At 65.2% G+C, this 3,879-nt stretch carries 5 protein-coding genes; all 5 read left to right on the top strand.

All coding sequences use genetic code 11. The features are described from left to right. Window positions 1-194 precede the first annotated feature (194 nt). The 5 genes from IY392_RS16590 (at window position 195) to IY392_RS16570 (ending at window position 3,762) form a co-directional block, all read left to right on the top strand. Complete coding sequence (locus IY392_RS16590) at window positions 195-539, top strand: transposase (protein ID WP_309234205.1); 345 nt, start codon at window positions 195-197, stop codon at window positions 537-539. 196 nt (window positions 540-735) lie between these two features. Then, window positions 736-1,821 carry an IS110 family transposase gene (locus IY392_RS16585; protein ID WP_194861818.1) on the top strand — a complete coding sequence of 362 codons (1,086 nt, stop codon included), beginning with the start codon at window positions 736-738 and terminating at the stop codon, window positions 1,819-1,821. A gap of 46 nt (window positions 1,822-1,867) precedes the next feature. Beyond that, window positions 1,868-2,209, top strand: coding sequence for an IS3 family transposase (locus IY392_RS16580; RefSeq protein ID WP_194861817.1), 342 nt, complete (start codon window positions 1,868-1,870; stop codon window positions 2,207-2,209). 19 nt (window positions 2,210-2,228) lie between these two features. Continuing rightward, entirely contained in the window at window positions 2,229-2,807 is a 579-nt protein-coding gene (locus IY392_RS16575; protein WP_228549544.1) for an IS3 family transposase, read from the top strand. A 211-nt stretch (window positions 2,808-3,018) separates the two neighbouring features. Beyond that, on the top strand, window positions 3,019-3,762 hold the full coding sequence (locus IY392_RS16570; protein WP_194861816.1) for an ATP-binding protein: 744 nt from the start codon (window positions 3,019-3,021) through the stop codon (window positions 3,760-3,762). The last annotated feature ends 117 nt before the right edge of the window (window positions 3,763-3,879 follow it).

The raw sequence follows: 3,879 nt of genomic DNA, 5'->3' as shown, positions 1-3,879 counted from the left end.
AGTATTTGAGGGTTTGGGAGCCACTGGATATTGAGGTTGGGAGCCACCGTTATTGGGCTCTTAGCATCTGAGCGTGGGTGAGGACGACACGCCGGTGAGGCGGTAGGGAGACGAGAGGGTCGAGGCCCTGAAGGATTGGAAGTACCACTACATCCGATCCTGAAAGGGCCTCGACCTGAATCGCCCCGGGTTTGATGGAGACATCAATTACCCGGGAAGGGATCATTGGAACCATGGGAGCACCTCGCAAGTACCCAGACGAGCTTCGTGAACGAGCCACACGAATGGCGTTGGAAGCCTTGGCCGACCCCGATCGCTCACACGGTGCGATCGTGCGGGTCGCCGAGCAGCTCGGCGTGCACCGCGAAGCGCTACGGACCTGGGTGCGTAAGGCTCAGGCCGAGGGCCAAGACGCCTCGTCGGTGTCCGCCGATCGCGACGCCCGCCTGGCCCAGCTGGAGAAGGAGAACCGCGAGCTGCGGCGGGCGAACACGATCTTGAAGCAGGCGTCGGCTTTCTTCGCTTCAGTACAAAAATGATGGTGCCCGGTGGGGTTGGCTCGTTTTTTTGCTGCCGTAGGTGGCTTGTCCGCGATGTGCCGCTCCACCGGGTGTGCATCGCTGTTCGAGGCCGTGGCCTGATAGGAGCTTGCTCGCTCGTCCTGCCCGACTGAGGCGTGCCCGACCTCGAGCGGCGGTGCCGAACGTACGGCAACGGATCAGGAGGAGGTCCGCGGTGACTGTCATCGGAATTGATGCCCACAAGAACTGGCACACGCTCGTTGCGGTCGACGAGGTCGGCAGGAGAATCGATGTCCTCACGGTTGAGGCTCGGGCGGCTGGGCATCAGAAGATCATGACCTGGCTCGAGCAGTTCGAGGAGGTGAGCATCGCGGTCGAGGACTGCCGGCACCTGACCCGTCGTCTGGAAGCCGACCTGCTCGATGCCGGGCACAAGGTGGTGCGAGTCCACACCCGGCTGATGGCGGGGATGCGCCGGTCGGGTCGTGAACCCGGCAAGTCCGACCCGATCGACGCGGAGGCCGTGGCGCGTGTTGCTCTGCGGGAAGGTGACTTGCCCACGGCCGAGTTGCCGGGGCCGGCGCGGGAGATCAAGCTGCTGTCTGACCACCGTCGCAGCTTGGTCGCTCGCCGTACCGCCCTGCAGTCCAAGGTCCGCTGGTTCCTGCACGAGATCGACCCTGACCTGCAGATACCGTCCCGGGCGCTGCGTCGCTTTCACCTTCTCGAGGAGCTGATCGCCTACCTGGACGGCCTGACCGGGGTGGTGCCGGAGATAGCCCGCGACATTCTGGAGGACATCCGGTCCCTCACCCGGCGGATCAACGAGATCGAGAGCCGATTGGGCAAGCTGGTGCGCGCCGATCATTCGCACCTGCTTGATGTGCCGGGCCTCGGGGTGCTGGGAGCAGCCATGATCGTCGGCGAGACCGCCGGGGTGAGGCGGTTCAAGTCCAAAGACGCCTACGCCCGTTTCAATGGCACGGCCCCGATCCCAGTGTGGTCTGGCAATAAGGTCCGCGTCAGGCTGTCACGGGGCGGAAATAGGCGCATCAACACCGCGCTGCACATGGCCGCGGTGACCCAGGTGCGGCTCGGTGGCGATGGCACCGACTACTACGACAAGCTCATCGCCGCCGGCAAGACCCGAACCGAGGCATTGCGACTGCTCCGCCGCCGAATATCGGACCGGGTGTTCGCCGCGATGCGGGCCGACGAAGCACGGCCCGTGCCCGAGGCCACATCGCCGCCTAAAACTGCGGCGCCACACACTCCGATCCCTGCACTTCAGGCGGCGTGAGCGGGGCTTGACATAGGAGCATCGCGGAGCTGGACCGTCCACAGCGTTGAAGGTCGAGTTCATCGACCGCTACAAGGACGAGCACGGTGTCCAGCCGATCTGCGACGCACTGTCCGAGACCAGCGCCGCGATCGCGCCTTCGTCCTACTACGCCGCCAAAACCCGACCGCCGTCGGCACGCTCGGTTCGCGACGCTGAGCTCACGGCCGCGATCACCACGATGTACGAGGAGAACTACCACGTGTACGGTGCCCGCAAGATGTGGAAGGAGCTGGGCCGCGCCGGCCACCAGGTCGCCCGCTGCACCGTTGAACGCCTCATGAGAGCCGAAGGCCTCAAGGGGGGTCCAGCGGGCCAAGTCGCCGCGCACCACCCGGCCAAGGGCTGAGACTGAGCGGCCCGCTGACCTGGTGGAACGTAAGTTCGTCGCCGAGCGGCCAAACCAGCTGTGGGTTGCCGACATCACTTACGTCCGCACATACGCCGGGTGGGTGTACGCGGCGTTCATCATCGACGTCTACTCGCGGATGGTCGTCGGGTGGCAGCTGTCGAAGAATCTCTACACCGACCTGGCCCTGGATGCGTTGAACATGGCGATCTGGCAGCGCACACACGCCGGCGGCGACCTCAGCGGACTGATTCACCACAGCGACCGCGGCGTCCAGTACCGGGCACTGCGCTATACCGAGCGGCTCGCCGAGCAGGACCTGGTGGCCTCGGTGGGCTCACGCGGCGACTCCTACGACAACGCACTGGCGGAGGCGTTCAACTCCCTGTTCAAAGCCGAGCTCATCCGCAACCGCCACAAGGGGCCGTGGCGCGACATCGAGGATCTCGAGATCGCCGTCGCCGAGTACATCGACTGGTTCAACCATCGACGGATCCACGGCGAGATCGGCTACGTCCCACCGGCCGAGTATGAAGCCCAACACGCCGCGGTCGAACCACTACCAGAGCCCGTCGACGACCTCATCGACACCAGATAACCACCCTCTACAAAACCCGGGGCTTGACAGCGTGCCGGATCGCGTTGGCCGGGCCGATCCGCTCTCCGCGGTACGCCCACCTGCGCCCGATCCTGGAAACCGGGCAGGACAAACCCGCACCACCGACCGGCAGGGCCAGCCAGGACCGGCCCGCCCAGGACGCCGGCGGATATGTGCGTGGAGCCGACTACTACGCCGCAGGAGGTGCCCGATGACCCGGCTCGATCCCGAGACGCGCCGCAAGCTGCGCGAGATGGGCGCCACCTCTCTGTTGGAGGCGTTCGAGGCCCGCGATGAAACCCTCATGCTGGGAATGGGGTTCGAAGACCAGGTCAAGATCGTCGTCGACGAGGCCCACTCCTCGTACACCCACGCCAAAGTCGAGGGCCTGATCCGGCGAGCCGGCCTGCGCTATCCGAACGCCGACCTCAGGCGGCTGGACATGCTCCACGAGCGCGGCCTGGACCAGGGCGTGATCGCCCAGCTTGGTGCCTACTCGTTCATTGACCGGCACCAGAACGTCGTCTTCCAGGGCTTCACCGGCTCCGGCAAGTCCTACCTCGGGTGCGCTCTGGCCAAGCAGGCCTGCACCCACCGAATCCGGGCGCATTACATTCGGATGCCGGATCTGGCCGAGGCGTGGGCGTTGGCGCAAGACAAGCCGAACGGCAAGACGACGTTCTTGAAGAAGTACGCCGCCTTCACGCTGCTCGTGCTCGACGAATGGCTCCTCGACCCGCCCGACGAGGGCATGCGCAGCATGCTGCTCGAACTCCTCGAGCGCCGCTACGGACACGCCTCGACGGTGTTCTGCACCCAGTACGCCCAGAAGGACTGGCACCAGCGCCTCGGCTCCGGAGTCCACGCCGACGCCATCATGGACCGCATCGTCCACAACACCCTCTGGATCGAAACCGGCACCTTCAACATGCGAGAACACACCGCCGTGAACTAACCCCCGGGACCGGCGCACGAGAGCCGGTGGCTCCCACCCCATCGGCCACCGGCTCTCAACGCCAATAACGGTGGCTCCCAACCTCAATATCCAGTGGCTCCCAAACCCTCAAATACT

It is taken from the genome of Dietzia sp. SYD-A1, from assembly GCF_015356725.1.
In the GTDB taxonomy this organism is placed as follows: domain Bacteria; phylum Actinomycetota; class Actinomycetes; order Mycobacteriales; family Mycobacteriaceae; genus Dietzia.
This window is presented reverse-complemented; position numbering and strand designations above follow the sequence as displayed.

Bases quoted from the DNA above. Each gene is read 5' to 3' on its own strand.
- IY392_RS16570 (WP_194861816.1), top strand. From the start codon at position 3,019: ATGACCCGGCTCGATCCCGAGACGCGCCGCAAGCTGCGCGAGATGGGC.
- IY392_RS16590 (WP_309234205.1), top strand. From the start codon at position 195: ATGGAGACATCAATTACCCGGGAAGGGATCATTGGAACCATGGGAGCA.